The 19761-nt window shown below is 62.9% G+C and carries 21 protein-coding genes; 14 read left to right on the top strand and 7 right to left on the bottom strand.

Annotated features, from left to right (window positions below; translation table 11 throughout):
• Nucleotides 1–17 precede the first annotated feature (17 nt).
• From trpS to tsaB, 6 genes are all read left to right on the top strand, one after another.
• Nucleotides 18–1055 carry a tryptophan--tRNA ligase gene (gene trpS, locus K1X12_RS01245; RefSeq protein WP_220985826.1) on the top strand — a complete coding sequence of 346 codons (1038 nt, stop codon included), beginning with the start codon at nt 18–20 and terminating at the stop codon, nt 1053–1055.
• Between the two features lie 79 nt (nt 1056–1134).
• A complete protein-coding gene (locus tag K1X12_RS01240; RefSeq protein WP_220985825.1) occupies nt 1135–1590 on the top strand; it encodes a copper chaperone PCu(A)C in 456 nt (151 codons plus the stop codon).
• 95 nt (nt 1591–1685) lie between these two features.
• On the top strand, nt 1686–2801 hold the full coding sequence (locus tag K1X12_RS01235) for a hypothetical protein (RefSeq protein ID WP_220985824.1): 1116 nt from the start codon (nt 1686–1688) through the stop codon (nt 2799–2801).
• A gap of 66 nt (nt 2802–2867) precedes the next feature.
• Nucleotides 2868–3437, top strand: a complete 570-nt coding sequence (locus K1X12_RS17135; RefSeq protein WP_220985823.1) for a NifU family protein — start codon at nt 2868–2870, stop codon at nt 3435–3437.
• A gap of 135 nt (nt 3438–3572) precedes the next feature.
• Nucleotides 3573–4172, top strand: coding sequence for a malonic semialdehyde reductase (locus K1X12_RS01225; protein ID WP_220985822.1), 600 nt, complete (start codon nt 3573–3575; stop codon nt 4170–4172).
• A 9-nt stretch (nt 4173–4181) separates the two neighbouring features.
• Nucleotides 4182–4826 (top strand): tRNA (adenosine(37)-N6)-threonylcarbamoyltransferase complex dimerization subunit type 1 TsaB, encoded by a 645-nt coding sequence (tsaB, locus tag K1X12_RS01220; protein WP_220985821.1) that lies wholly within the window; start codon nt 4182–4184, stop codon nt 4824–4826.
• On the opposite strand, the gene K1X12_RS01215 is transcribed toward tsaB, so the two are convergent.
• Nucleotides 4823–6118, bottom strand: a complete 1296-nt coding sequence (locus K1X12_RS01215) for an Hsp70 family protein (RefSeq protein ID WP_220985820.1) — start codon at nt 6116–6118, stop codon at nt 4823–4825. The genes tsaB and K1X12_RS01215 overlap by 4 nt on opposite strands.
• 109 nt (nt 6119–6227) lie before the next feature.
• Here K1X12_RS01215 and K1X12_RS01210 point away from each other — a divergent pair, with 109 nt between their 5' ends.
• The 3 genes from K1X12_RS01210 (at nt 6228) to K1X12_RS01200 (ending at nt 8126) form a co-directional block, all read left to right on the top strand.
• Nucleotides 6228–6680: a GNAT family N-acetyltransferase gene (locus tag K1X12_RS01210; protein ID WP_220985819.1), complete on the top strand. Its 453-nt coding sequence runs from the start codon at nt 6228–6230 to the stop codon at nt 6678–6680.
• 77 nt (nt 6681–6757) lie between these two features.
• Complete coding sequence (locus K1X12_RS01205; protein ID WP_220985818.1) at nt 6758–7666, top strand: dienelactone hydrolase family protein; 909 nt, start codon at nt 6758–6760, stop codon at nt 7664–7666.
• 46 nt (nt 7667–7712) lie between these two features.
• The gene (locus K1X12_RS01200; protein WP_220985817.1) at nt 7713–8126 is read left to right on the top strand and encodes a Fur family transcriptional regulator; all 414 of its coding nucleotides are present in this window, start codon (nt 7713–7715) and stop codon (nt 8124–8126) included.
• Between the two features lie 116 nt (nt 8127–8242).
• Here the strand turns inward: K1X12_RS01200 and K1X12_RS01195 are convergent, their stop codons facing one another.
• Together K1X12_RS01195 and K1X12_RS01190 are read right to left on the bottom strand one after the other, a co-directional pair.
• Nucleotides 8243–9397 carry a PQQ-dependent sugar dehydrogenase gene (locus tag K1X12_RS01195; protein WP_220985816.1) on the bottom strand — a complete coding sequence of 385 codons (1155 nt, stop codon included), beginning with the start codon at nt 9395–9397 and terminating at the stop codon, nt 8243–8245.
• Nucleotides 9398–9534: 137 nt separating this feature from the next.
• On the bottom strand, nt 9535–12543 hold the full coding sequence (locus tag K1X12_RS01190) for a TonB-dependent receptor (RefSeq protein WP_220985815.1): 3009 nt from the start codon (nt 12541–12543) through the stop codon (nt 9535–9537).
• Nucleotides 12544–12769: 226 nt separating this feature from the next.
• Here K1X12_RS01190 and queC point away from each other — a divergent pair, with 226 nt between their 5' ends.
• The 4 genes from queC to K1X12_RS01170 all read left to right on the top strand — a co-directional run bounded on the left by queC (nt 12770) and on the right by K1X12_RS01170 (nt 15966).
• On the top strand, nt 12770–13489 hold the full coding sequence (queC, locus tag K1X12_RS01185; RefSeq protein ID WP_220985814.1) for a 7-cyano-7-deazaguanine synthase QueC: 720 nt from the start codon (nt 12770–12772) through the stop codon (nt 13487–13489).
• Nucleotides 13486–14133, top strand: coding sequence for a 7-carboxy-7-deazaguanine synthase (queE, locus tag K1X12_RS01180; RefSeq protein ID WP_220985813.1), 648 nt, complete (start codon nt 13486–13488; stop codon nt 14131–14133). Before queC ends, queE begins: the two co-directional genes overlap by 4 nt.
• Nucleotides 14088–14516, top strand: a complete 429-nt coding sequence (locus K1X12_RS01175) for a 6-carboxytetrahydropterin synthase (protein WP_220985812.1) — start codon at nt 14088–14090, stop codon at nt 14514–14516. Before queE ends, K1X12_RS01175 begins: the two co-directional genes overlap by 46 nt.
• An 85-nt stretch (nt 14517–14601) precedes the next feature.
• On the top strand, nt 14602–15966 hold the full coding sequence (locus K1X12_RS01170; protein ID WP_220985811.1) for a mechanosensitive ion channel family protein: 1365 nt from the start codon (nt 14602–14604) through the stop codon (nt 15964–15966).
• A gap of 108 nt (nt 15967–16074) precedes the next feature.
• On the opposite strand, the gene K1X12_RS01165 is transcribed toward K1X12_RS01170, so the two are convergent.
• The 3 genes from K1X12_RS01165 to K1X12_RS01155 form a co-directional block, all read right to left on the bottom strand.
• The gene (locus K1X12_RS01165; protein ID WP_225907825.1) at nt 16075–16545 is read right to left on the bottom strand and encodes a hypothetical protein; all 471 of its coding nucleotides are present in this window, start codon (nt 16543–16545) and stop codon (nt 16075–16077) included.
• A gap of 114 nt (nt 16546–16659) precedes the next feature.
• Nucleotides 16660–17115: a peptide-methionine (R)-S-oxide reductase MsrB gene (gene msrB, locus K1X12_RS01160; RefSeq protein WP_220988760.1), complete on the bottom strand. Its 456-nt coding sequence runs from the start codon at nt 17113–17115 to the stop codon at nt 16660–16662.
• A gap of 215 nt (nt 17116–17330) precedes the next feature.
• Complete coding sequence (locus tag K1X12_RS01155; RefSeq protein ID WP_220985810.1) at nt 17331–18026, bottom strand: pirin family protein; 696 nt, start codon at nt 18024–18026, stop codon at nt 17331–17333.
• A gap of 129 nt (nt 18027–18155) precedes the next feature.
• Here K1X12_RS01155 and K1X12_RS01150 point away from each other — a divergent pair, with 129 nt between their 5' ends.
• Nucleotides 18156–18911 carry a hypothetical protein gene (locus K1X12_RS01150; protein WP_220985809.1) on the top strand — a complete coding sequence of 252 codons (756 nt, stop codon included), beginning with the start codon at nt 18156–18158 and terminating at the stop codon, nt 18909–18911.
• 41 nt (nt 18912–18952) lie between these two features.
• Here K1X12_RS01150 and K1X12_RS01145 read toward each other — a convergent pair whose 3' ends face one another.
• Complete coding sequence (locus K1X12_RS01145) at nt 18953–19684, bottom strand: DUF8692 domain-containing protein (protein WP_220985808.1); 732 nt, start codon at nt 19682–19684, stop codon at nt 18953–18955.
• Between the last annotated feature and the right edge of the window lie 77 nt (nt 19685–19761).

The following is a 19761-nucleotide window of genomic DNA, read 5'->3' as shown; positions in this document are numbered from 1 at the left end:
GCTAAAGGCGCCCCACCATGACTGAACAGACCGCCCCCGCCTATACAGGCCCCAAACGCGTTTTCTCCGGCGTCCAGCCGACCGGCAATCTTCACCTCGGGAACTATCTCGGGGCGCTCAAGAAGTTTGCTGATCTGCAGCGCGAAGGCCATGACTGCATCTTCAGCGTCGTCGATTTGCACGCCATCACCATGCCGGTGGAAAAAGGCGCGCTGATCTCGCAAACGCGCCAGATCGCCGCCGCCTTCATCGCTGCCGGTGTCGATCCTGCCAAGTCGATCATCTTTGCCCAGTCTTCTGTGCTGGGGCATGTCGAGCTTGCTTGGATCTTCAACTGCACCGCGCGCATGGGCTGGGTCGAGCGGATGACCCAGTTCAAGGACAAGGCAGGCAAGGATGCCGAGCGCGCCTCCGTCGGCCTGTTCACCTATCCTGTGCTGCAGGCGGCAGACATTCTCGTCTACAAGGCGACGCATGTGCCCGTCGGCGAAGACCAGAAGCAGCACCTTGAGCTGAGCCGCGATATCGCAGACCGCTTCAACCGCGACTATGATGTGCCCGGCTTCTTCCCGCTGCCCGAGCCGATGATCAAAGGCCCCGGCGCCCGGATCATGAGCCTCAAGGATGGCACCAAGAAAATGTCGAAGTCCGATCCTTCGGACCTCTCGCGCATCAACCTGATCGATGACGCCGATACGATCGCCAAGAAGATCAAGAAAGCCACCACCGATGCCGGCGTCATTCCGGGTACGGTCGAAGAGCTGGCAGGCCGTCCGGAGGTCGAAAACCTTGTCGGCATCTTCGCGGCGCTTTCGGGCCGTACAGCGGCAGACATCCTCGCCGAATTCGAAGGCAAGGGCTTTGGCGCGTTCAAGCCGGCGCTCGCCGATGTCACCGTCGATCACCTCGCGCCGATCACCGCGAAGTATCGCGAGATCCTCGACGATCAGGCCGGGCTGGACCGTGTGCTCGCCGATGGCGCGGACCGCGCAAATGCCGTGGCTGCTCCGATCATGGACGATGTGCGCCGCATTGTTGGCTTCTGGCGTCGATAAGGCGAGGTGAGGCCGGAAGTTGAGGTTCCGGCCCTCTCCAAATCACCCTATACAAAATGCGGATCCGGAGACTTTGCCGATGCGCGTTATTTTATCTGCCTGCCTGTTGCTGATGATGGCTGCCTGCAATGTTGGCGGCGACATCCCTGCTGGCACGGCGATGATCGAGGTGCGCGACGCCTATATCTCGCAACCGGCCGAAGGGCGCACTGACGCAATCGCCGGAATGCACATCTCCCTGAAGGGCGAACCGCGCAGGCTGATCAAGGCCTCAACGCCCATCGCCACGCGCGTCGAACTGCATACGCTGTCAGATGAGGACGGCATAATGCGGATGCGGAGGGTCGATGAGTTTGAGGTCACCGCGGACGCACCACTTTCGCTCGACAGGGGAGGGAATCATCTCATGCTCTACGGAGTGAAGAAGCCGCCCCAGGTCGGTGATACGGTTAACATCGTGCTGACGTTCAAAGTAGCCGAAGGAAAAGAGCAGGATGTGCTTGCAACCGCTGAAATTGTGCCAGCCGGCGAGTGAATTCTGCCGTAATTTACCACAACCTCTGGCTTGCTGAAATTTCATGCACAAACCGCCTGTTAATAACCGCTTAAGAGCCTCATAACGGATGCAGGATGGATAGATCCAAAGCACCCAAGAAGAAGCGGCGTAAAGGCATGGCGGCAGCAGCGGCAGCGAAACTCCCAAGGGCGTATGAGGAGCAGGAGCATGTGCCCGCCGCGGTCGAGCCGGCTCACTTCATTTCATTGGACTATGCCGAGCCGAGCCCGATCATGGTGGGTTTCCAGAAGGGTTGGCGCACGCTGAAGCGGACGCTGAAGATTGGCGCGGTCGTGGCCCTGGTCGGCCTCTATCCCGCGGCCATGGTCATCACCAGCCATATCAACGATAAGCCGGTCTTTATCCCTACCGAGCAGAGCTGGGCTGTGCCGGGCATCGCGGTGGCCATCCACAAGATCGCCCGCGAGTTGGAAGGCGCTGGTTGGGCGGCCAACCGCCCGGTCTGGCATCCGCAGGCGCGCCTCACCGCGCTGCCGGCCTGGCAGGCGGGCACGGCGGACGCTCTGTCCCAGCATGTGAAACTGATTTCCGAACTCTCTCCCTGGGAAGGCGCGCCGGATAATGACCTCGCGGCGGCTGCCCGCCTGCTGACGGAAGTCCCCGGCGAATCCATGCGTCCGCGCCTCACGGCGGCTGCCGAGGCGCTGAACCGGTTCGACACCCGCGCCTCGCGTGGCCTTGCCATGCGCCCGATGCCGGAAGAGATCATGCCCGAAGAGTTGGCCCTCTTTGCCGGCTGGGCCGCTGAAGACCGCGCTGCGCTGTCAGACCGGATCAACGCCGTTCAGGAAGGCGGCTGGCCCGCCAGCAAGGACGACATCGCCGCCTTCTACCGCGCCAAGGCGCGCGCGCATGTGGCCCATGAAATGTTCGTCGCCAACCGCGACAAGGCCTACACCCTTTCTGACACGGCCATCCTCGTGGCGGCTGACCGGGTCGATGCGGCCTGGGAGCGGGCGGCAGAAATGAAGCCGGTCTTCGTGTCCAACCAGTCGGACTCGGCGATGCTGATGCCGAACCACCTGGCCAGCATGGCGTATTTCCTGCTGGAAGCGGAGGAAGCGTCCCGGCATCTGGCGAGCCTGATGGGGCCGGGCGCCGAGGATGAGATCATCGAGGAAACCTCGGTAGCGCAGGCGGATGCGGAACTGGCGACGGCACAACGCTGATCTGTCTTCCCTTGATCTGAAGGGCTCGGCGGGCCATGTCAGGGGCCAGACGTATAAAGGCCCGCCATGTTTATCCAGACCGAAGCCACCCCGAACCCTGACACGATAAAATTCCTTCCGGGACAACCGGTTGCGGGCAATCAGGGGCCGTTCGACTTTCCCGATGCCGCCAGCGCCCGCATCAGCCTGCTGGCGCGCGCCCTGTTTCAGGTCGAAGGCGTCGACCGGGTCTTCCTCGGCAGCGATTTCGTCAGCATTAACAAGGCGCAGGACAAGGATTGGCGGTATGTGAAGCCGATGGTTCTGGCCGCTATCATGGACCATTACATGTCCGGCCTGCCGGTCGTGGAAGAAGGTGCCGCCAGCCAGTCAGACGACATTGAATATGAAGGCGAAACAGCTGAAATCGTCAATGAGATCAAGGAGCTGATCGAGACGCGCGTGCGCCCTGCCGTGGCTCAGGATGGCGGCGACATCACCTTCCAGCGCTTCGATCCGGAAACCGGCATCGTTCACCTCTCCATGCGCGGCGCCTGCGCGGGCTGCCCGTCCTCCACCATGACCCTGAAACAGGGCATCGAGAACATGCTGCGCACCTATGTGCCAGAGGTGACCGCTGTCGAGGCAGCGCTATAAAAGACGCTGGAAAAACTCCAACGGTTACTCCAACGACACCGCATAAAACTCTAACGAGTCTCCAGCGAGAACTCCGGACCTGACCCCGCGCGCCACCGGCGGGGCATCGCCGCAAGCAAGGAAGGAACTGCCTCTATGGCCCACCCGGTCAACGACCACGCGCTCGACATCATCTTTCGCGATGCCCGCAGCCAGAATGGCTATCTGGACCGGTCGGTGCCGGAAGTTCTCATCCGCGCGGTGTACGACCTGGCCAAGATGGGCCCGACCAGCGCCAACTGCTCGCCGGCCCGTTTCATCTTCGTCACCACGCCCGAGGGCAAGGAGCGCCTGCTGCCGTTCATGAGCAGCGGCAACCGGGACAAGACCGCCGCCGCCCCCTGGACCGTCATCATGGCCCACGACATGCGCTTTGCCGAGAAGATCCCCCAGCTCTTCCCGCATAATCCGGACGCGCAAAACTGGTTTGCCAACAATGCCGAAGAGACAGCCTTCCGGAATGGCACGCTGCAGGCGGCCTATCTGATGATGGCGGCGCGCGCGCTGGGCCTCGATTGCGGCCCGATGAGCGGCTTCGACGTGGCCGGCCTCAACCGCGAATTCTTCGAGAGCCAGGAAGGCGAGGAACAGAACTGGCGTGCCAACTTCATCTGCAATCTGGGCTATGGCGACAAGACCAAGATCATGGAGCGTCTGCCGCGTCTTGAGTTTGACCAGGCCTGCCGCATCCTCTAACCGGCGCTGATGCTGATCCTTGCCCTGAATACTGCCTTCACCACGATGGAAGCCGCTCTGGTGCGCGACGGAGAAATCCTTGCCGACGCCCGGGAGACGCTGCCGCGCGGACAGGAAAAGGCGCTGCCCGGCTTTGTCGAGGCGCTGCTGCGGGAAGAGGGGGCAGGCTTTGGCGATGTCGGCCGGTTTGCGGTCGTCACCGGGCCGGGCAGTTTCACCGGCTTGCGCATCGGGGTGTCCTATGTGCGCGGCCTGTCGCTGGTCACCGGCGCGCCGTCCGTCGGTGTCACCAGCCTTGAAGCGGCCATTCCCGCCGGCATGGAAGGGGCCGCCCTTGGCGCGCTGATGGCGCAGCGCCGCCCGCCGGACCAGACCTGGTGGGTGCAGGGCGTTGCCAATGATGCCGGCATTGCCCCGGTGCAGGAAGTCGGCCTCGCCGCCCTTTCCGCCATGCTGGAAGGCTTCCACGCGCCGATCTTCATGGATGGGGCCGAAGCGCTGGGTGATCAGGCCGCAAAGCTCGACATACGCCCGATGCGCCCAAGCGCGGTCACCGCCGCGCTGAAAGCGGCCCGCTTCGATCCTGCAGATCATCCGCCTACGCCGGTCTATGCCCGCGCGCCGGACGCGACCCTGCCGACGCCGAAGGCTTAGGCCTCCCGCGCCAGCCAGGGCTCCAGATCATCCTGCTGCGCGATCAGCGCCAGCCCGTGCGCGATGGACACGAACTGGTCGCCGGTTTCCACCTTGCCTGCGCCGAACTGGTCTTCGAAGCTGCGTCGCAGCGCGGGCACGTAAGACGTGCCGCCGGTCAGGAACACCCGGTCAATTTCATCCGTGCGCAGACCACCGCGCGCCAGCGCAAGGTCAACCGTCTCGCGGATCGCGCCGACATCTTCGCTGATCCAGTCGTCGAATTCCGCCCGCGTAATGTCGCGCTCGATGTTCAGGCTGCCGGCCTGCAGGCTGAAGCGCGCGCCATCGGCCGCCGAGAGATCCGACTTTGCCCGCGCCACCGAGCGATAGAGCAGGTAACTCGCATCAGCTTCCAGGAAGTCGATGAAAGCCTGGATCAATGCAGGCTGGTCGGACACATGCACCATCTTCAGAAGATCTGCATAGTCGCGTGTGTGGCGCATGATCGAAAGCTGGTTCCATTGCGCAAACCGGCTGTAGAAGGAGGAAGGCACCGGCAGCGTCTTGCCATTGCTCTGGAAGGTGCTGCCTTTGCCGAAGAGGGGGGCGACCACATGCTCGATGATCTTCTGGTCAAACGCGTCGCCCGCGATCCCGATGCCCGAATGGGAAAGCGCCTGCGCGTGCAGTTTGCCGCCCGCCGGATCAAACCGGATAATCGAGAAGTCGCTCGTGCCGCCGCCGAAATCGGCGACCAGGATTGTCGAGGCCGCCGTCAGGCGCTGTGCATAGAAGAAGGCCGCCGCGACAGGCTCGTAGACGTGAAGGATCGTCTCGAAGCCGAGGCGCTCCAGCGCGGTTTCATAGCGTTTGCGCGCGAGGCTCTCATCGGCCTGCGCCCCCGCAAAGCGCACGGGCCGCCCCATCACTACGCGCGAAGGCCAGGGCGTTCCCGCCCGCTCGCCCAGCCGGCGCAGATAGGCGGCCAGCAAGTCTTCGAACTGCCAGTTGCGGTTCTGGATCACGGTGGACACGAAGAGGGGGCTGGCGGCAAAGGTCTTGAACGACTGGATGAACCGGCAATCCCCGCCGAGTTCCAGGAACTGGTCGATTGCCCAGGGGCCGATCTCCATCATCGCGCGCGCTTCATCCTCGTCGCGCCAGAAACACAGCACGGACCGGCAGGCCGAGAAAGTCTCGCCGGCATGGCTGAAATTCATCGCCTCGGTCGTGCCATCGGGATTGGCAAGCGAGGCAACGCTGTTGGTCGTGCCAAAGTCGAGGCCGAGCGTGGAAGTCGCCTGGGTCATCTTGCAGCCTTGTGCTGGAGCAAAGGGCAGGCGAAGTAACAGAAGCAGGGCGCGGCGATCAATGCTGAATGTCCGCCCGCGCTGGAATTCTCTGTCTGCGTGATCCCTGATGACCCAAACCCTGCGCCCTCTGACGCCTGATGATGCAGAGGCAGCCGCTGCGCTGCATGCGGAGGGATTTGCCGATCCGTGGAGCGTGGGCTCCATCGGCGGGCTGATTGATGCCGGCAATGTGCTGGCGCTCGGGCTGGAGGAAGACGGCGCGCTGCTCGCCTTTGCGCTGTTCCAGTCGGCGGCGGGCGACAGCGAGCTGCTGACAATTGCCACCGCCCCCGCGCGGCGCGGGCAGGGGCTCGCCGGGCGCCTGATTGAGGCGGCGATCCCGGCGCTGGTCTCGGGCGGCAATGCGCGCCTGCTGCTGGACGTGGCGGAGGACAACACATCCGCCCGGCGCCTTTATGCGCGGCTGGGCTTTGCCACCGATGGCCACCGCCCGCGCTACTACACGGCCGGGCGCGCCGCGCCGGTTGACGCGATCTTGATGTCGCGGGGCATCGGCTAGGCAAGACGCTCGCCCGTTGAGGCTGGCCCGCCCCGCCGCCCGCTCTATACTCCTGCCTGCCTCCAGGGAGATCAGCCATGGCCGACGGACACCAAAGCGGAAACCAGACCGATATCGAGATTCCGAAGGAGGTGTTCCGCCTCTACGACGCTTATTGCCATGGCGATCTTTCGCGCCGCGATTTCTTTGCGCGTCTCAGCAAGTATGCGGGCGGGGCGATCACCGTGTCGATGCTCGCAGCCTGCGTGATGCCGGACTATGGCAGGGCCCAGACGGCGACCGGCGAAGCGGACCTCATCGAAGAAGAGATCGCCTATTCCTCTCCGGATGGCGCCGGCACGATGGGCGGCTATCTGGTGCGTCCAGCTGGCGCCACCGGCCCGCTGCCGGCGATCCTGGTGATCCATGAGAATCGCGGACTGAACCCCCATATCCGCGATGTGACGCGCCGCGCCGCCAAGGCCGGCTATGTCGCGCTGGGGCCGGACGCGCTCTATCCCCTCGGCGGTTATCCGGGAAATGACGATGATGGCCGCGCCCTGCAGGCCCAGCGCACGCGCGAGGAAATGCTGGCCGATTTCATCGCCGGGGCGGAATTCCTGCGCACGCATGAGGCGGTCAATGGCGTGGTTGGGGTTACCGGCTTCTGCTTTGGCGGCGCGATGGCCAACCAGCTCGCCGTCAGCCTGCCCTGGCTGAAGGCCTCGGTGCCCTATTATGGCGGCTGGCCGGCGGGTGAGGCGGCTGCGCAGCTGGAAGTGCCGCTGCAGATCCACCTCGCCAGCGACGATCCGCGCGTCAATGAAGGCTGGGTCTCCTATGAGGCCGCGCTGAAGGCGGCGGGAAAGCCCTATGAGGCCTATGTCTATGAGGGCACACAGCACGGCTTCCACAATGATACGACGCCCCGCTTCAATCCGGAGGCCGCTGCCCTCGCCTGGGGCCGCACGCTCGAATTCTTCGCCCGCCACCTCAAGACCGGATGACAAGGTTGAACTGGACAAGCTGCCAAGGCGAGGGCATTTAGGGGCCATGGATAGACTAGAAAAACTCTGCATTGAGAAGGGCCTCCGCATGACGGAGCCCCGGCGCGTTATTGCCCGCGTGCTGTCGGTGGCGGATGACCACCCCGACGCTGAGGAGCTGCACCGGCGTGCCAATTCCCTCGATGCGTCGATCTCGCTGGCGACCGTCTATCGCACGGTCAAACTGTTTGAAGATGCCGGCATCATTCAGGCGCATGACTTCCGCGATGGCCGCGCGCGGTATGAAGAAGTGCCAGCCGAGCACCATGACCACCTGATCGATGTGAAAACCGGCCAGGTTGTGGAATTCCATTCCGAAGAGATCGAGAAACTGCAGGAAGAAATCGCCCGCAAGCTTGGCTACCGGCTGGTGGATCACCGGCTGGAGCTTTACGGCGTCCCGCTCACCGATAAGGACTGAGCGGCCAGGCGACTTGCCGGCAAAGAAAAACGGCCCTGCCAGATGGCGGGGCCGTTTCTTTTTGGGGCGGGGCCGCTCTCCCTGGGGGAAGGGCGCGGCCCGCCAGGCGCATTGGCTTACTCGTTGGGCACGACGCGGAAGATGCCGTCGAAATCCTTGTTGGCGACATAGAGATAGCCGTCGGGGCCCTGCACCACATCGCGGATCGGCATCTCGTCCTTCAGCAGGTCTTCCTTGCCGATGGCCTTGCCATCTTCCAGATCGATCCGCACAAGGACGAGGCCTGCCGGGCCGTTCATGCCACCGGCGAAGAGGTCGCCTTCCCAGCCGGGATATTTGTCGCTGGTCAGCTTGGTCAGGCCCGCCGGCGCGATGGACGGCACCCAGAATATTTCCGGTTGGGCAAGGCCTTCTGCCTTGGTGTCGTTGGTGATGATCGTGCCATCGTAGTTTACGCCATAGGTGATCTTCGGCCAGCCATAGTTCACGCCCGGCTGGATGATGTTGAGCTCATCGCCGCCCTTGGGGCCGTGCTCGGTTTCCCACAGCGTGTCGGTCTCTGCGTCATAATAGAGGCCCTGCACGTTGCGGTGCCCGTAAGACCAGACTTCCGGCTTGCCGTCCACACCATCTGCAAACGGATTATCAGCCGGAACCGACCCATCCGGATTGATGCGCACGATCGTGCCATGCGTGTTCTGCGGGTTCTGGGCGTCGTCCTTGTATTTGAAGCCTTCGCCAAGCGAAACGAACAGCTTGCCATCCTTGCCGAAGACGAGGCGCGATCCGTAGTGATAGGCGGTGTCGCGGTCGTCTGCCTTGAAGATTTGCTGAACATTCTCCAGCGCGGAATTGTCTGCCGTGAGGCTGCCGCGGAACACGGCGGTGGAGTTTGCGGCTGCCGTGCCCGTCGAGATCGAGACATAGACAAGCCGGTTGCTGGCAAAGTCCGGGTCCAGCGCGATGCCGAGATAACCGGCCTGGCCCTCGACATAGGCTTCCGGCAGGCCGGAGACCGGGGCAGGGGCGCTGCCGGCGGCAAAGAATTTCAGGCCGCCTTCTTTCTCTGTGAACAGCAAGCCGCCATCGGGCAGGAAGGCCATGCCCCAGGGCTGCTCAGCCGGCGCGACGAGTTCCAGGGAAACGCCCTTGACCATCCCTTCGGCGGCAGGCGCCGCCGCGTTGCCACCGACGGGCGCAGAAGGTGCGCCGCATGCGGCGAGGATAAGGGCGAGCGGGGTGATCAGGCTAAGGCGGGAAGGGGCGGTCATGCCGGCTCCTGTGGCTATGCGTGCAGGGGGAACGCGCGAACTGTGAGTGGGCCAGAGATAAGGTGTTCCGGCGTCTCCGCCAATGAAAAAGGGGCGGCCCGGAAGACCGCCCCCTGATCGTCGTGCGGAATGACCGCTTACCAGCTCTTCGTGAGCGCGATGCCGTAGGTGCGCGGCTCGGTCAGGAAGATGTTGGTGAACAGGCCCGAGGAGTCATCGGTCAGGTAAGCACCCGTGATGGCTGTCTCGTTGGCGATGTTCTTGCCGAACAGTTCAACCCGCAGGCCGTGCGTGTCATTGTAGAATGCCAGCGAGGCGTTGAGGTTGTCCCAGGTCGGCAGCTCGTCGCGCGCCGAGTTGTAGACGCGGCTGAAGCTGGACGACTGGTTGTAATAGTCGACGCGGCCCGTCAGGCCCCAGTCGCCGAACGAACCCGGCAGCCAGGTGTATTCCACGCCGATATTGATCGTCGTGTCCGGAGCGCCCGGCATGGTGTTGCCCTTGAGGTTCACGGCGTCGCCTTCGATCGGCTCGAGAGCCGTAGCCGTGCGCACCGTACCGGAAGCATCGGTGTAGGTGACCGTCACGCCCGACAGGCCGAGCGCGGCTTCAAGTCCAGCCCGTCCGCCGAGCGCGGCCGGAATTTGGTTGTTGCACAGGTTGCGGGTGATGCCGGTCAGGGCAGGGTTGGCCTGAATGGCGCCCAGAACCGTAGCGTAGCCCTGCGCCGAGATCACACAGTTGGTGTAGTTCGACGTGTTCTTGAGAGCCACAAGGTCTGCGCGGCCGTTCGTGCGGTCAAGCACGTCGATCGAGTAGACATCGCCGATCTCGCTGTCGAGCAGGCCGATATTGGTGTTCAGCACCAGGGTCGACACCGGGTTCCAGATCGACTCGATCTCGAGGCCCTTGATCTTGGAGTCGATGTTGAAGTTCACCGAGGTCCGGTTGATGATCTGGGTGATCTGGTAGCCTTGGTAGTCATAGTAGAAGCCGGTGGCGTTCAGCTGCAGCGAGCCGTTGGCCAGCGTGTTCTTCGTCCCGATTTCATAGGAGTTGATGAACTCCGGATCGAAGAACTGGTTGAAGGCGTTCGGGTTGTCGGCTGGTTGCGGCGGGTTGATGCCACCGCCTTTATAGCCCCGCGAATAGAAGCCGTAGATCAGCGTATCATCCGTGAAGCCCAGGTCCGGACGCCAGTCGAGACCCGCGCGGCCCGTCACTTCCTCGAACTTCGAGTTGAACGTACCATCGCCGCCTGCATCTGCGGCTGCGCCGGGGATGGAGGCCGGGTTGATTGGAACACCGTTCTGCGAAGTCCCGGGGCCATAAACGCCAGCCGGCACGAACAGGAAGGTGGGGACGTTCTGCTGGCTCTTCTCATCCTGCGTATAGCGCAGGCCGACCGTCGCCTTCAGATTGTCGGAGATGTCGTAATAACCTTCGCCGAACACAGCTACCGAGCTCAGCTCATACGGTGACAGCGAGCGGAAGTACTGACCGCCGAGGCCGGAGAAGTCGAGCCCTTCGATCGTGCCGGCAGTGTCGAGCGGCACTTCGCGTCCAGGGCCCGCCGGGATGGCTGCGGCGCAAGGCGTACCCGCCGCACAGAACAGCGCGCCACCCAGCGCGTTGTTGAGCATTGCAAGCGCCGTCAGCGAGTTCGAGATCACGAAATAGCCGTCGGTGTTGTTCGCCTGCGGATCGATGGCTTCATAGTCAACCGCGATGACACCGAGGTTGAAGTTGAAGGGGCCATCATAGTCTGACTGCAGACGAAGCTCGTGCGAGACCTGCTCAGAGCTGCCGCCGGCCACGTCGAACGTGCGGAAGAAGCTGGAGGCGCCAAGGATCGGATCGTTCACCACGCCGCCGGGGAACAGGCCCTGATACAGGGCGGCGCTGAAGCCGGCCCCGAAGGTTGTGTCCAGCGAGCCGAAGAGGGGCACGCCATTGGCGTTGAAGGCGATGGTCGGCGATTGCTTGTTGTAGTCCTCAACCGAGACCGAGCTGGTTTCGCTGTAACTGCCCAGATAGGTCAGTCGCAGGCTGTCGGTCAGGTCGAATTCCAGCTTGCCGGTGATCAGCTCCTGGTCCGCGTAGAATTGCGGATCGTATGCGGATTCGATTTCACGCAGGTTCAGGTTGGCAGGTTGCGTGAAGGCGTCGCCGCTCAGCAGGCCGGCCAGAACACCCATGCCACCGCCCAGCGTACCGACCGAGTTCACGCGGCCGTCCATTTGCGACAGCGGTGCAGCCTGACAGCCGAGCGAGGTTACAGTCTGGTCAAGGAAGCTGATTGGAATGCCCGCATAGGAGGTTTCCAGCGGATCTTTCTTACACAGCTGCTTGCCGACGCGCAGACGGTCATCATCTTCCTCGAAATATTCGTAGGAGAGCCAGCCGCGAATGCGGTCGGTCGGCTCCGCGAGCACCGTGGCCCGGATGCCGTAAAGCTCGCGGCCATCGATCGAGCGGCCCGTGACGGCGTTGTCCGCATAGCCGCTGCGCTCGAGGTAGGAGCCGGCCAGACGCACAGCGACCTTCTCGCCGATCGGCACGTTGACCATGCCTTTGTATTTGCGGGTATTGTAGTTGCCGAGAGTCACGGACGCATTGCCCTGCCACTCTTCGAGAACCGGCTTGGCGGTAATGGCGTTGAACACGCCGCCCGTTGCGTTCCGGCCATACAGCGTTCCCTGCGGGCCACGCAGCACCTCGATCCGCTCCATGTCGAAGAATTCCGCTTCGAACAGGCGGTTTGCCGTGAGCGGAACATCGTTCTGGTGGATGCCGACGCCGGCATCGCCCGACTGGGCGACAAGGTCGGCGCCGATGCCGCGGATCTTGAAGTTGTAGCCGTTGAAGTGGCCGCGCGTGAACGACACGTTCGGAATAGATTTGACGAGATCAGGGCCGCCCGAAAGCTGCAATTTATTCAGGGCGTCTTCGTCGAAAGCCGAAACGGCGATCGGAACGTCCTGAATGGATTGCTCGACTTTCTGCGTGGTGACGGTGACGGTGCCCAGGCGACGGTCATTGTCTGGCGCGGTCTCTTCTTGGGCATGGGCTGCACCGAAGAAGCTGATGGCGAGCGCCGAAGCGCCTGCCAACAAGACGTACTTCGAGTCTGTTTTCCGGCTCATTTCTGATTTTCCTCCCCTCGGGCCGATTATTCGGTCCCGAATTAATGATTTTAGTGAGCCTTCCTCTTTGGCGGGATGGCTTCGATGTAATCACAAAGCCATGGCGCGCGCTGTGTCAATTGTCCTCTCCTAAGGGAATGCGAAACTATTTGCACGGGTGTCAAAAATGATACGCCTTCAGCAGCCAAGCCTTGGCCAGGCCCGGCGCCGCTGATAAATCGCGGCAATGACACATGATCCTTCCTCTGCGCTCGTGCTTTTTTCCGGTGGCCAGGACTCCGCCACCTGCCTCGCCTGGGCGCTGGACCGGTTCGACCGGGTGGAGACGATCGGCTTCGATTATGGCCAGCGCCATTCCGTCGAGCTCGCCTGCCGGCCGAAACTGCTCGCCGCGATTCGCGCGACGTTTCCTGCATGGGGCGCCAAGCTCGGGGAAGACCATATGGTGGACGCCTCCGTGCTGAAGGCGCTGGGCGCCACTGCCATGACGCATGAAGTCGAGATCGCGATGACCGAGGCGGGCCTGCCGAACACCTTTGTTCCGGGCCGAAACCTCCTCTTCTTCACGCTGGCGGGCGCGCTGGCCTCCCGGCGCGGGCATGGTGTTCTCGTCGGCGGCATGTGCGAGACGGATTATTCGGGCTATCCCGACTGCCGCGCCGCCACCCTCAAGGCGCAGGAAGAAACCCTCCGCCTCGGCCTCGACGCCGACATCCGCATTGATGCCCCGCTGATGTATCTCGACAAGGCCGCCACCTGGCAGCTCGCCCTGGAGCTGGGCGGCGAGAAGCTGGTCGCCCTCATCACGGAAGAAACCCACACCTGTTATCTGGGGGAACGCGGCGCCCGGCATGGCTGGGGTTATGGCTGCGGCACATGCCCGGCCTGCGAGTTGCGCGCCGGTGGCTGGCAGCGCTGGCAGGCGGGCCGGGGCAGCGCGGCATGACCTACTCTGTCAAGGAAGCCTTCTACACTCTGCAGGGCGAAGGCGCCCATACTGGCCGCGCGGCGGTGTTCCTGCGCTTTGCCGGCTGCAACCTCTGGAGCGGGCTGGAGCGGGACCGGGAGAAAGCCGTCTGCCGCTTCTGCGACACCGATTTCATCGGCACGAATGGGGAAGGGGGCGGCAAGTTCCGCGAACCCGGCCTGCTGGCGGCCCATGTGCAGGCCATCTGGGCGGCAAACGCCTCCTCCGGGGGCAAGCCTTATGTCGTCTGCACGGGCGGCGAGCCGCTGATGCAGCTCGACGAACCCCTGATCGACGCGCTCCATGCTGCCGGTTTCGAAATCGCCATCGAGACCAACGGCACCCTGCCGGCACCGGCCTCGATTGACTGGATCTGCGTCAGCCCCAAGGCCAACGCTCCGCTCGCCCAGAAAACGGGCAACGAGTTAAAGCTCGTTTACCCTCAAACGGAGGCTGAGGCGCAACCGGAATGCTTTGAAACACTGGACTTTGAGCACTTTTTCCTCCAACCGAGGGACGATGGACCCAGCGTCAGCCATGTGGCGGCGGTGGCAGATTATTGCTTGAAGAATCCGAAATGGCGACTGAGCTTGCAAACCCACAAACTGACCGGGCTGCCTTGAAGGCAGAAGGCCAGATTTTCGAAATCTCGAAGGCGGTGTTCTTCGAGGCGGCTCACTTCATGGGCGGCAAGCCTGAGGGCCATCCCTATCGCTCGGTGCACGGCCATTCCTTCCGTCTGGAAGCCACCGTTGCCGGCGTGGTGAAGCCCGGCGAGCAATGGGTGGAAGATTTCAGCCACCTCACCGCCACGCTCGAGGCAACCGCCGCCAAGCTCGACCACAAGCTCCTCAACGAGATTGAAGGCCTGGAAGTCCCGACCCTGGAGCGCATCTGCCTCTGGGCGGCTGCCGACCTCGGCCAAACCCTCCCCGGCCTCGCCCGCGTCGCCGTCGCCCGCCCCAGCCTCAACGAACGCTGCGAACTCGTCCTCAAGCGCGTCTGAGACGTAATGCCGGGGTTGCAAGGGCAGGGGAGGCCGATAAGGTTTCGCCTTGTCGATTCAACGCCTTTGAGGATTGGCCAGAGGAATGAGCCTAGATCTGCTGCAGCCGGAAGCTGCGGCCCCGCTGATCGCAGAAATCCAGGAGTCCATCACACGGCTGATCGAGGCCGCGCGGCATGAGCTGAGCTCGCCGGACACGCTCTGGCAACTCGGCGCGCTCGCGCTCTGCTCGGCTCTGGGATACCTGCTCTCGCGCTTCCCGAAGAAGAAGCTGATGGAGGCGGCCGAGAAACGCGGCCGGATCGACTTTGTCCTCCTGGCCTATCATTCCCTCTCACGCATCGTCTGGCCGGTGCTCACCGTCATCCTGCTGGGGGCGGCCACGGCGGGCTTCGAGGCGTTAGGCGTCGGCAACAACACGCTGCACATTACCACCAGCCTCCTGCTTGCCTGGATTCTCGTGCGCATCTTCGCGGCCAGCATGCGGCGCGGCTTCTGGTCGAAGGTGATTGCCTATTTTGCCTGGGCGTTGACTGCGCTTTACATCGTCGGCTGGCTGCGCCCGTTTACGCGCTGGCTGAACACCCTCCTCATCGATTTTGGTGACCACGAAGTCTCTGTCCTCCGTATCCTGATCAGCATTGCGCTGGCCTGGTTCGCGCTGTGGCTTGGCCGCCTGATCGGCAATGTCGCCCAGTCCCAGCTGCGCGGCTCGCCGGACCTGCCAGCCTCCGTCGGCGGCCTGCTCGGGCAGAGCATCAAGATCGGCGTGATGATCGTCGCGGCCCTGTTCGCGCTGAACTTCCTGGGCGTGAACGTTACCGCGCTCACCTTCTTCTCGGGTGCCCTCGGCGTCGGCATCGGTTTCGGCCTGCAATCGGTGTTCTCGAACTTCATGTCCGGGGTCATCATCCTGGCCGAAAAGTCCCTGAAAGTGGGCGACTTTATCGAGCTTCAGTCAGGTCTCTCCGGCGTGGTGAAGGAGATCAACTTCCGCTCCACCCTGGTGATGACCAACGACAATGTCGACATCATCGTCCCCAACGAGGCCTTCATCAAGGCCCAGCTGATCAACTGGACGATGACTGAGGCACGCCGGCGTATCCACGTTCCCTTCGGTGTTGCCTATGACACGGATAAGGAGCGCGTCCAGAAGGCGGGCCTGGAAGCGGCGGCAGCCGTGCCCTGGACATTCGACGACCGGGGCGATCACACGCCGCAGGTCTGGCTGGTAAAGTTCGGCGAGTTCCGCCTCGAATTCGAGCTGATCGTCTGGCTCACCGATGAAGCCGTTCTGCGCCCGCAAAAAGTGATGGCAGACTATGTCTGGGCCGTGCACTCCGCGCTCCAGAAACACGAGATCCACGTCTCGATGCCGCAGCGCGATCTGCATATCAAATCCCCCGAAACGCTCAGCGTCCGGATCGAGGGCGGCGACCTCAAGGCCTGAAAAACAACTGCCTGAAAACAGGAATGCCGCTGCCGCCCTTGGAGGTAGACGGCAGCGGCGGGGAGCGGCCCCAGGGGTGCGGGCCAACTTGGTGTCTTGTGGTGGGCGCTAGTCGAGCGACTTGGCGAACTTCCGGGCAAACCGGTCAGAGGCGCGGCTTGCGTCATGCCAGGTCGTCAGGCCGGCGTTGCGGATGTCGTTCTCGTACCAGTCATATTCCATCTCGCCGGTCTGCGTGCCCGCCGCGTCATAGGCGATCGCTTTCAGCTTCATCCCGCCGATGCTGACGGAGCGGAACATGTCGAGGCCCGGCGTGTCGCCCGCCTGTTTGAAGGTCGGCCGCGAGGGGCGGGCATCGAGGATGGTCACATCCACCCGCGCCACATCCACGCCGGCTTTCTCCAGCTCGCGCGTCAGGTCGCGCTGAACTTCGCCGCTCAGCGTCTCGCCTTCCTTCATGCCGTAGTCTTCTTCCAGCTTCTTGGTGAAGTCGGGGCCGTAGCTGACCTTGATTTCAGTCGCCGCGGCTGCCGGAACCAGAACAGCGGCCAGCATCGCGGTCGCAAACAGTTTCTTCATGGCATCTCTCCCGGATAGGCGCCGGGTAAGGCCCCGGCCGGATCATGGTTTCAATATAGGGCAGGGCGACCCGCCGAAGAAGTCACGCCTGCGTGAGACGTGTCGTGAGAGGGATCAGGGCGCCTTGCTGCGGGCCTTGGATTTGTCGTCCTGCCCCACGAACAGGTAGAGATATTCGCCATAGCCTTCGGCGGCCATGTCTTCCTTCGGAATGAACTTCAGGCTGGCGGAGTTGATGCAGTATCGCTGCCCGCCCGTTTCCTTCGGCCCGTCATCGAACAGGTGGCCCAGATGCGCGTCCGCCCCGGAGGAGCGCACCTCGGTCCGGCTCATGCCCAGCGTGTCGTCCTGAAATTCGGAGACCAGCTTTTCATGGATCGGCTTGGTGAAGCTTGGCCAGCCCGTGCCTGAATCGAACTTGTCGGTGGAGGAGAAAAGCGCCTCACCGGAGATCGCGTCAACATAGATGCCGTCGGCCTTGTTGTCCCAGTACGCATTATCGAAGGGCGGTTCGGTCCCGTCATGCAGGGTCACATATTTCTGCTGGTCGGAAAGGTGGGAAGCGTCCATCCCCGTGGAGGTGGCGGACTTGACCTCTCCTTCGGCGGTCGAGTTCATGCCGCAGGCGGCTGCGGCCATGGCGGCAAGGGCGGCGGCAATTCCGGTACGTCGGGTGTTCATGGCGTCTGCTCCTGTCAGAAACGAAACGCCCGGCAAGGGGCGCTGCTATGCCGATAGGCGTAACAGGCCCCCGCCGGGCGAAGAAGTCACGAGGGTGTGAGGCGTCACACGGTATCGACCAGAACCAGCTCTGCGGAGTTCACACCTTCGAGAGTGAGCGTTTCGCCGCCGGAAATGGCCGCTCCGTCGCGGGCTTTCAGCCGTTGCCCGTTCAGGGTCACGTCGCCGTCCGCCACCACAAGATAGCCATACCGGCCCTTGGGCAGCTCATAGGTCAGCGTTTCGCCTTCCTTCACCGTTGCGCCCATCACCTTGGCATCCTGGTTGATCCGCAGGCTGTCATTCTCCCCGGTGCCCGAGGCGAACACCGCCCATTGCCCGGAGCGGTCGCTCTTGGGAAACTGGCGCGCGCCCCAGCTCGGCTTGCCGCCGCGCACGCGCGGAATGATCCACAGCTGGAAGATCTTGGTCACATCGTCTTCGGCGTTCCATTCCGAGTGCTGAACACCTGCGCCGGCGCTCATCACCTGAACATCGCCCGCTTCCGTGCGGCCATGATTGCCCAGCGAGTCCTTGTGGGTAATCGCGCCCTCGCGAACATAGGTGATGATCTCCATCGACTCATGCCCGTGCGGGGGAAAGCCGGTCTGGGGCTGGATCTCGTCGTCATTCCACACGCGCAGGGCGCCGTGGTGAACGCGGGAAGGGTCGTGATAGCCCGAGAACGAGAAGTGATAATGGGCGTTCAGCCAGTCATTGCGAAACCGGCCGAGCTTCTCAAAGGGGCGGAGTTCGATCATGGATAGTCTCCTGTCGGCAAGGTGTTGTTGTTGACAGGTATATGGGACGCAGCCGGGGGCAGGGCAGACCGGTAGGCGGGATAGCATTCATGCTGGCGGCGCATGAATGGGGGGCGCGGAAGGGCCGACATGGCAGGCAAGGAAGGCTTTGACGGCGAGATTGTCCTCGCCCCGGCGCAGAATGAAGGCGCCCCGGAAGGCATTGGCCTCCTGCGCGCAAAGGCTGCCGTCTATCCCGGTTCCCAGCAGGTTACGCTCTGGCTCCCGGCCGATGGCTGGTCGGGCTATGACGCCTTCCGCATCACGGGTCCCGGCGGCGTGATCGAGGAAGGCCCGCTCACCGCCCGCCTGAATGGCCGTATTCAGATCCTGGTCGCCACGTTCCCCTGGCCGCCGGGGCGCTATAGGGTGGAGGTCACCCATTCAGATGGCTGGTCCCACATCCTCCCCCTGCTGAAGCTGGAGGCGGGCGCTGCCCTGCCACCCGCGGCGCCGCCCCAGCCTGAGCGTTCCGAAGGCCCCATCCTCTACCGCGACGGCCTCGGCAACACGCTTCCGGACATGGATCTGGAGCTGCGCGCGGAGGCCACCCGCCGCCTTGCCGCGCGCTTTGGCCGCCGCCTCGAATTTGAAGGCAATGCCCGCGCCGGCACGATCGTCTATATCGAAGGCGACCTGCGCCTGCGCTTCTATCACGAGATGTGCGCCGGACGCGTCCGGTTCAGCATCGATGTTCCGCCACCGGACAAATGGGAAGCCGCCACCGGCCAGCCCCTGCCTGCCCGCGAAGACATTCTTGCGTTCCTTGCCGAAGAAACCCGCCGCCGACAGGCCCCCAGCCTGCGCGCGGAGATCCACGACAACAGGATCGATTTTGTTGCCTGAGGCGCGCCAGGGCGCGTCATCAGAACTCTCGGCAGCCCGTTTTACTGTCTGGTGCCTGCGTGTTCTGCCAGCCGGGGCGTCCGGATGCTGATGCCGCCCAGCTCTTTCACCAGCGTGAAGAGGAAATAGGCGAGGCCGGAAAACTCCAGCATCTCTTCAACAGTGGCCATCAGGTCAAAAGTGAGTGTCCGGATATCTGTGTATCCGGCAGGCAGCGATTCCACATATTTCGACGCGGCGAACTCCATGCCCAGCGCTCCGCTCAGGAAGATGGCGCCAGATATGAAAAGAGAGATTTGGAGATCGCGGCGCAGTTCCAGAAACCATTTCAGGAAGAATGCGCCGACCGCTGCGACCAGCAGGCCATAGGCCACAATCCAGGCAAATCTCGGCGCGTTTTCCTGCATCACCGTATGCGTGAGCGGCGAGGCAACCTGCTCATGAAACATGAGAACTTCATCCATCGCGAGGAGTACAAAGAGTATCGCCAGCAATGCCCAGGCACGCTTGTGTCGTTTGTTGTCCGTCTCGCGTGATGCCATCAGGCCAAGCGCACCGGCGCAAAGCGCCATCATCATGAATGACGCCATGGTCGGAATGTTGGCTTCCATGTCCATATGCGTCAGCGGCACATACCCCATCGCATAGTCATGCCCCAGGCCATGATAGAGGATCAGGGCAAAGACGTGCAGTGCGAAGAGTATCGATAGTCCGGCGATCAGGATTTTTGCCAACAATCGCGGTGTTACATCAACAGAATCTGAGTGTGTCATTCGGGGTCCCCTTCCCGACAGAAAAACATCATTAAACATATTTCACTCTGTAGGTCAGGTGGTGCAACGCATTTATT

The sequence above is a fragment of the Hyphomonas sediminis genome (assembly GCF_019679475.1).
Lineage (GTDB): Bacteria > Pseudomonadota > Alphaproteobacteria > Caulobacterales > Hyphomonadaceae > Hyphomonas > Hyphomonas sediminis.
The sequence above is the reverse complement of the archived record's forward strand: the minus strand, read 5'-3'. Positions and strand labels throughout refer to the sequence as shown.

What these genes read in the sequence shown, in the direction of transcription:
- trpS (WP_220985826.1), top strand. Translation starts at nt 18, where the DNA reads ATGACTGAACAGACCGCCCCCGCCTATACAGGCCCCAAACGCGTTTTC.
- K1X12_RS01240 (WP_220985825.1), top strand. Translation starts at nt 1,135, where the DNA reads ATGCGCGTTATTTTATCTGCCTGCCTGTTGCTGATGATGGCTGCCTGC.
- K1X12_RS01235 (WP_220985824.1), top strand. Translation starts at nt 1,686, where the DNA reads ATGGATAGATCCAAAGCACCCAAGAAGAAGCGGCGTAAAGGCATGGCG.
- K1X12_RS17135 (WP_220985823.1), top strand. Translation starts at nt 2,868, where the DNA reads ATGTTTATCCAGACCGAAGCCACCCCGAACCCTGACACGATAAAATTC.
- K1X12_RS01225 (WP_220985822.1), top strand. Translation starts at nt 3,573, where the DNA reads ATGGCCCACCCGGTCAACGACCACGCGCTCGACATCATCTTTCGCGAT.
- tsaB (WP_220985821.1), top strand. Translation starts at nt 4,182, where the DNA reads ATGCTGATCCTTGCCCTGAATACTGCCTTCACCACGATGGAAGCCGCT.
- K1X12_RS01215 (WP_220985820.1), bottom strand. Translation starts at nt 6,118, where the DNA reads ATGACCCAGGCGACTTCCACGCTCGGCCTCGACTTTGGCACGACCAAC.
- K1X12_RS01210 (WP_220985819.1), top strand. Translation starts at nt 6,228, where the DNA reads ATGACCCAAACCCTGCGCCCTCTGACGCCTGATGATGCAGAGGCAGCC.
- K1X12_RS01205 (WP_220985818.1), top strand. Translation starts at nt 6,758, where the DNA reads ATGGCCGACGGACACCAAAGCGGAAACCAGACCGATATCGAGATTCCG.
- K1X12_RS01200 (WP_220985817.1), top strand. Translation starts at nt 7,713, where the DNA reads ATGGATAGACTAGAAAAACTCTGCATTGAGAAGGGCCTCCGCATGACG.
- K1X12_RS01195 (WP_220985816.1), bottom strand. Translation starts at nt 9,397, where the DNA reads ATGACCGCCCCTTCCCGCCTTAGCCTGATCACCCCGCTCGCCCTTATC.
- K1X12_RS01190 (WP_220985815.1), bottom strand. Translation starts at nt 12,543, where the DNA reads ATGAGCCGGAAAACAGACTCGAAGTACGTCTTGTTGGCAGGCGCTTCG.
- queC (WP_220985814.1), top strand. Translation starts at nt 12,770, where the DNA reads ATGACACATGATCCTTCCTCTGCGCTCGTGCTTTTTTCCGGTGGCCAG.
- queE (WP_220985813.1), top strand. Translation starts at nt 13,486, where the DNA reads ATGACCTACTCTGTCAAGGAAGCCTTCTACACTCTGCAGGGCGAAGGC.
- K1X12_RS01175 (WP_220985812.1), top strand. Translation starts at nt 14,088, where the DNA reads ATGGCGACTGAGCTTGCAAACCCACAAACTGACCGGGCTGCCTTGAAG.
- K1X12_RS01170 (WP_220985811.1), top strand. Translation starts at nt 14,602, where the DNA reads ATGAGCCTAGATCTGCTGCAGCCGGAAGCTGCGGCCCCGCTGATCGCA.
- K1X12_RS01165 (WP_225907825.1), bottom strand. Translation starts at nt 16,545, where the DNA reads ATGAAGAAACTGTTTGCGACCGCGATGCTGGCCGCTGTTCTGGTTCCG.
- msrB (WP_220988760.1), bottom strand. Translation starts at nt 17,115, where the DNA reads ATGGACGCTTCCCACCTTTCCGACCAGCAGAAATATGTGACCCTGCAT.
- K1X12_RS01155 (WP_220985810.1), bottom strand. Translation starts at nt 18,026, where the DNA reads ATGATCGAACTCCGCCCCTTTGAGAAGCTCGGCCGGTTTCGCAATGAC.
- K1X12_RS01150 (WP_220985809.1), top strand. Translation starts at nt 18,156, where the DNA reads ATGGCAGGCAAGGAAGGCTTTGACGGCGAGATTGTCCTCGCCCCGGCG.
- K1X12_RS01145 (WP_220985808.1), bottom strand. Translation starts at nt 19,684, where the DNA reads ATGACACACTCAGATTCTGTTGATGTAACACCGCGATTGTTGGCAAAA.